Origin of the sequence: Streptomyces sp. NRRL F-6492, assembly GCF_001280125.1 — a bacterium.
In the GTDB taxonomy this organism is placed as follows: domain Bacteria; phylum Actinomycetota; class Actinomycetes; order Streptomycetales; family Streptomycetaceae; genus Streptomyces.
Map to the genome: position 1 here is coordinate 1 of NZ_LGEG01000063.1, position 5,574 is coordinate 5,574.

Genomic DNA, 5,574 nt, shown 5'->3' on the forward strand with positions numbered 1-5,574 from the left:
AATGTCCTCCGCCTTCGTCACCAGGAAGTTGTGCTTCGTGATCGGCATCGTGATCCCACAGATGTCCGCCTCCTGGAAGGCATCCGTACCGATCGCCTTCGACGGGACCTGGCCCGTGATCGCCACCAGTGCCACCGAGTCCATGTAGGCGTCGGCGATCGGCGTCACCAGGTTCGTCGCGCCGGGACCCGAGGTCGCCACGCAGACGCCGACCCTGCCGGTCGCCTGGGCGTAGCCGGTGGCCGCGTGGCCCGCGCCCTGCTCGTGGCGGACCAGGATGTGGCGCACCTTCTTCGAGTCCATCAGCGGGTCGTAGGCCGGCAGGATCGCCCCGCCGGGAATGCCGAAGACGGTGTCCGTGCCCACCTCTTCGAGGGAACGGATCAGGGACTGCGCGCCCGTGACGTGCTCGACGGCGGTGTCGGACCGTCCTTCCGTCCGGGGCGGAGGGACGGCGGGCAGCCGGTCGGCCTCCGCGCTGTGCTGCACGGCGTTCGTCATGTGAATCCCCACTGCCGGTCGGGTGAGTGTGCTGGCATGTCGACAAAGGCCCCTCAGCCCCGGGTCAGGAACCGTTTGGGCCGTTCGAGGAGGTCGGCCGTGTCGGCGAGGACCCGGGACCCCAGCTCGCCGTCGACCAGCCGGTGGTCGAAGGAGAGCGCGAGCGTGGTGACCTGACGGGGCCTCACCTTTCCCTTGTGCACCCAGGGCCGGAGCCCGATGGCGCCGACGGCGAGGATCGCCGCCTCCCCGGGGTTGAGGATCGGCGTGCCGGTGTCGATGCCGAAGACGCCGATGTTGGTGATGGTCACGGTGCCGTCCGCCATGGCCGAGGGCGGGGTCCTGCCCGCCTTGGCCGCCGCCACCAGTTCGCCGAGGTCGCCGGCGAGGCGGGGAAGCGTCTTGGTGTGGGCGTCCTTGATGTTCGGCACGACGAGGCCGCGCGGGGTGGCCGCGGCGATGCCCAGGTTCACGTCGTGGCGGATGACGATCTCCTGGTTCACCTCGTCCCAGGACGCGTTGATCTCGGGATTGCGCCTGATCGCGACGAGCAGGGCCTTCGCGACGAGGAGGAGCGGGGTGACGCGCAGGCCGGCCATGTCGGGGTCGGACCTCAGCTCCTCGACGAGCTTCATCGTGCGCGTCACGTCGACCGTCACGAACTCGGTGACGTGCGGGGCGGAGAAGGCGCTCGCCACCATGGCCCGGGCCGTGGCCCTCCGTACGCCCTTCACGGGGACGCGGGTCACCCGGGCACCGGCGGACGACGCCTCCGCGACCGGGGCCGGTGTCGGCTCCGGAGCGGTGGGCCGCTCCTCGGGCGCCGGGGCCGCCGCCCGGTGGACGTCCTCGCGGCTGATGATCCCGGCGGGGCCGGTCGGGGCCACCGTCGCCAGGTCGACGCCGAGGTCCTTGGCGAGCTTCCGCACCGGCGGCTTGGCCAGGGGCCGCGCCGGGACGACCGCCGGTTCCGCCACCACCATTTCCACTGCCGCCGGTTCCACGGTCGGCTCCGGTGCGGCGGTGACGGCCGCCTCCTGCCTGCGCGGGCGGCGGCGGGTCGGGCCCTCGGAGACGCCGTAGCCCACCAGGACCGGCTCCCGGACGGGGGCGGACGGAGCGGACGGAGCGGACGGGGCGGACGGGGTCCCGGGAGCCACGGCGGCCACCGGAGCCGCGGCGGCCGTCGCCACGGAGATGATCGGCCTGCCGACGTCGACCGAGGCGCCCTCCGGGTGGTGCAGCTCGTGCACCACCCCGTCGTACGGGATCGGCAGCTCGACGGCGGCCTTGGCGGTCTCGACCTCGCACACCACCTGGCCGTCGGTGACGGTGTCGCCGGGCTTGACGTACCAGGTGAGGATCTCGGCCTCGGTGAGCCCCTCGCCCACGTCGGGCATCATGAACGCGCGGACGTGCTGTTCGGTCACGGGTGCTCTCTCCTCAGTACGCCAGCGAGCGGTCGACGGCGTCGAGCACGCGGTCCAGGCCGGGCAGGTACTCGTCCTCCAGGCGCGCCGGCGGGTACGGCGCGTGGTAGCCGCCGACCCGGAGCACCGGGGCCTCCAGGTGGTGGAAGCAGCGCTCGGTGATCCGGGCGGCGATCTCCGCGCCGGAGCCGAAGAAGACCGGGGCCTCGTGGACGACGACGAGCCGGCCGGTCTTCTCCACCGACGCCTGGACGGTGTCGAAGTCGATCGGGGAGACCGACCGCAGGTCGACCACCTCCAGGCTGCGGCCCTCGCGCTCCGCCTCGGCGGCGCTGTCCAGACAGGTCTTCACGGTCGGCCCGTACGCGAGGAGCGTGACGTCCCGGCCCTCGCGGACCACGCGGGCGCGGTGCGGGTCGCCGGGGACGGCGGCCGTGTCGACCTCGCCCTTCTCGTAGTAGCGGCGCTTGGGCTCGAAGAAGACGACCGGGTCGTCGGACGCGATCGCCTGCCGCAGCATCCAGTACGCGTCGGAGGCGTTCGACGGGGACACGATCCGGAGGCCGGCGACGTGCGCGAAGAGGGCCTCGGGGGACTCCGAGTGGTGCTCGACCGCGCCGATGCCGCCGCCGTACGGGATGCGGATGACGACGGGCAGCCTGATCCGGCCCAGCGAGCGGGCGTGCATCTTCGCGAGCTGGGTGACGATCTGGTCGTACCCGGGGAAGACGAAGCCGTCGAACTGGATCTCCACCACCGGCCGGTAGCCGCGCAGGGCCAGGCCGATGGCGGTGCCGACGATGCCGGACTCGGCGAGCGGGGTGTCCATCACCCGGCCCTCGCCGAAGTCCTTCTGCAGGCCTTCGGTGATCCGGAAGACGCCGCCGAGCCTGCCGACGTCCTCGCCCATGACCAGGACCTTGGGGTCCTGCTCCATCGCGGCGCGCAGCGCCTCGTTGATGGCCCGGCCCAGGGGCAGCGTCCGCGTCGCGGGGCGCGCCCCGTCCGCCGCGCGCGCGACCGTGAGGGTCGTCATCTCAGTTCCCTCCTGTGACGGCGAAGGACGCCTCGTAGCGGCGGAACGCGGCGCGCTCCTCGTCGACCAGCGCGTGCGGGTCCGCGTAGACGTGCGCGAAGATCGCCCCGGTGTCGGGGGCGGGCATGGAGCGCACCTGCTCGCGCAGGTCCTGCGCCAGCTCGTCGGCCTCCCGGTCGACGGCGGCGAAGTACGGCGCGTCTGCGGCGCCGAGATCGAGCAGGTGGGCCTTGAGGCGGGCGATCGGGTCCCGGCCCGCCCACTCCTCCACCTCGGCGGGGTCCCGGTACTTGGTGGGGTCGTCGGAGGTGGTGTGGGCGCCCATGCGGTACGTGAACGCCTCGACGAGCATCGGGCCCTCGCCGCGGCGGGCCCGCTCCAGGGCCGCCCTGGTCACGGCGAGGCAGGCCAGCACGTCGTTGCCGTCGACGCGGACGCCGGGGAAGCCGAAGCCGTCGGCGCGCCGGTGGATCGGGACGCGGGTCTGCCGCTCGGTCGGCTCGGAGATCGCCCACTGGTTGTTCTGGCAGAAGAACACCACCGGCGCGTTGTAGACGGCGGCGAAGTTGAACGCCTCGCTGACGTCGCCCTGGCTGGTGGCGCCGTCGCCGAAGTAGGCGATCACGGCGGTCTCGCCGCCGTCCTTGGCGACGCCCATCGCGTAGCCGGTGGCGTGCAGGGTCTGCGAGCCGATGACCAGGGTGTAGAGGTGGAAGCCGCGCTCGGTGGGGTCCCAGCCGCCGTTGTTGACGCCCCGGAACATGGCGAGCAGGTTGACCGGGTCCACCTCCCGGCAGAGCGCGACGGCGTGGTCGCGGTAGCTGGGGAAGACGTGGTCGTCGGCGTCGAGGGCGCGGGCGGAGCCGACCTGGGCGGCCTCCTGGCCGAGCAGCGAGGGCCACAGGCCCAGCTCGCCCTGGCGCTGGAGGGTGACGCCCTCGCCGTCGACCCGGCGGGCGAGGACCATGTCGCGGTAGAGGCCGCGCAGTTCCTCGTGGCCGAGGTCGATGTCGTAGTCGGGGTGCCGGACGCGCCGGCCCTCGGGGGTGAGCAGTTGGACGGCCTCGGTGCTCACAGCCCCTGCCTCCCGTCGGAACCGGCGGCGGCCCGGGTGGTCGCGGCGGGCACCGGGGGCGCCTCGGCGGGGACGGGAGCGTCCACGATGACGGTGGGGGCGGGCCCGGCGGACCCGGCGGACCCGGCCGGCACCGGGGCGGGCCCGGTGGCGGTGGACGGCTCGGTGGCGGTGGACGGCTCGGTGGCGGCGGCCTTGGCGACCGCCTCTGCCTCCGCCGCCTTGGCGGCCTTGGCGGCCTTCGCCGCCTCCGCGGCCTCCCGGTCCTTGCGGGAGCGCGACCAGCGGCGGGTGAGCGGGACCTCCACCCAGGAGTACAGCGCCCAGGCGAGGAGGACGGAGACGGCGAGTTCGCCGAGGAGGATCCCCAGGGCGGCCGGGGTGGAGTAGAGCCCGTCGCCGAGGAGGTGGCGGGTGTACTCCAGGACCGTGAAGTGGACCAGGTAGAAGGCGAAGGAGATCTCGCCGAGCCAGACCATCGTCCGGTTCCGGAAGATCGTGAACCGGCCCTCGTTGTCGGCGATGGCGCCGGCGGCGATCAGCAGGGCGGCCGGGACGACGCAGATCAGGCGGATGCCCCACAGCCACGGCACGTACAGGCCGGCGACGTAGGTGGCGACGACCAGCGCGCTCGACCAGATCAGGCCGATGTCGCGCCAGCGGCCGAGGACGACGGCGCGGCCGACGAGCATGCCGAGCGCGAAGTCGAGGAGCCGGCCGGCGGGCAGGACGTAGGCGAACCAGAAGTAGTTGGCGGACTGGCCGGGCTCGTTGGGGACGACCTCGGTGCCGACGGGGATGATCGCGTAGGTGATCAGCGGGGTCGCGGCGATGGCGGCGATGACGCCGGCGATCCAGTACTTGAGGCGGTGCGCGGGGATCTTCCTGAGCACCACGAACAGGGCCGGGAAGGCGAGGTAGAAGAACGCCTCGGCCGACAGGGACCAACTGACGTTGTTGACGGCGAAGTTGGTGGGCACGTCCGGCACCCAGGACTGGAGCATGAAGAAGCTGAGGAAGCCCTGGAGCGGGGTGGTGGGGGCGCCGTCGACGCCGTTGACGAGCACCAGGGCGACGACCCACGCCACGATGTACGGCGGGACGATCTTGGCGAAGCGGCGGCGCCAGAACGCCGTGGCCGTGTCCTTCTCGCGGGCGGACCAGATCAGGATGAAGCCGCTCAGCATGAACCAGAACGGCATGGTGAGGCCCGCGACCATGCCGAGCGAGTGGTAGATGCCGCGCTCCACGCCGGAGTCGGCGAAGATCCGGATGCTGGCGAAGGGCAGGACCGCGTGGAAGAGGAACACCAGCAGGGCGACCGGGAAGCGCAGACCGGTCAGGGTGGGCAGCCGGCGCACGCGGGGGGCGGCCTCCCCCGCCGGCCGTCCGCCGTCGGCCGTGGTGCCGCCGGACGTGCCGGTTCCGGGTGACGCGGCGGTGCCCGGTCTGGTGGGGCTCTCGATGCTCACGGAACTCTCTCTCCTTGGGTGGATGCGCATGGGAGGGGGTGCTGGTGAGGGGTGCGGGAC

5 protein-coding genes are annotated in these 5,574 nt (G+C 72.9%); all 5 read right to left on the bottom strand.

Features of this window, described 5'->3' with window-relative positions:
• A partial coding sequence (locus ADL08_RS07760; RefSeq protein ID WP_267889554.1) for a thiamine pyrophosphate-binding protein occupies window positions 1-501 on the bottom strand: 501 nt, incomplete at its 3' end.
• A gap of 53 nt (window positions 502-554) precedes the next feature.
• Window positions 555-1,904: a dihydrolipoamide acetyltransferase family protein gene (locus ADL08_RS07765; protein ID WP_053641330.1), complete on the bottom strand. Its 1,350-nt coding sequence runs from the start codon at window positions 1,902-1,904 to the stop codon at window positions 555-557.
• A 40-nt stretch (window positions 1,905-1,944) separates the two neighbouring features.
• Window positions 1,945-2,967 carry an alpha-ketoacid dehydrogenase subunit beta gene (locus tag ADL08_RS07770; RefSeq protein ID WP_053641329.1) on the bottom strand — a complete coding sequence of 341 codons (1,023 nt, stop codon included), beginning with the start codon at window positions 2,965-2,967 and terminating at the stop codon, window positions 1,945-1,947.
• Window position 2,968: 1 nt separating this feature from the next.
• Entirely contained in the window at window positions 2,969-4,042 is a 1,074-nt protein-coding gene (pdhA, locus tag ADL08_RS07775; RefSeq protein ID WP_107091985.1) for a pyruvate dehydrogenase (acetyl-transferring) E1 component subunit alpha, read from the bottom strand.
• The gene (locus ADL08_RS36490; RefSeq protein WP_063885256.1) at window positions 4,039-5,514 is read right to left on the bottom strand and encodes an acyltransferase family protein; all 1,476 of its coding nucleotides are present in this window, start codon (window positions 5,512-5,514) and stop codon (window positions 4,039-4,041) included. The genes pdhA and ADL08_RS36490 overlap by 4 nt, the downstream gene beginning before the upstream one ends.
• Window positions 5,515-5,574 lie beyond the last annotated feature (60 nt).

Excerpts from the sequence above, each read along its gene's own strand:
- ADL08_RS07765 (WP_053641330.1), bottom strand. The coding sequence starts at position 1,904 with ATGATGCCCGACGTGGGCGAGGGGCTCACCGAGGCCGAGATCCTCACC.
- ADL08_RS07770 (WP_053641329.1), bottom strand. The coding sequence starts at position 2,967 with ATGACGACCCTCACGGTCGCGCGCGCGGCGGACGGGGCGCGCCCCGCG.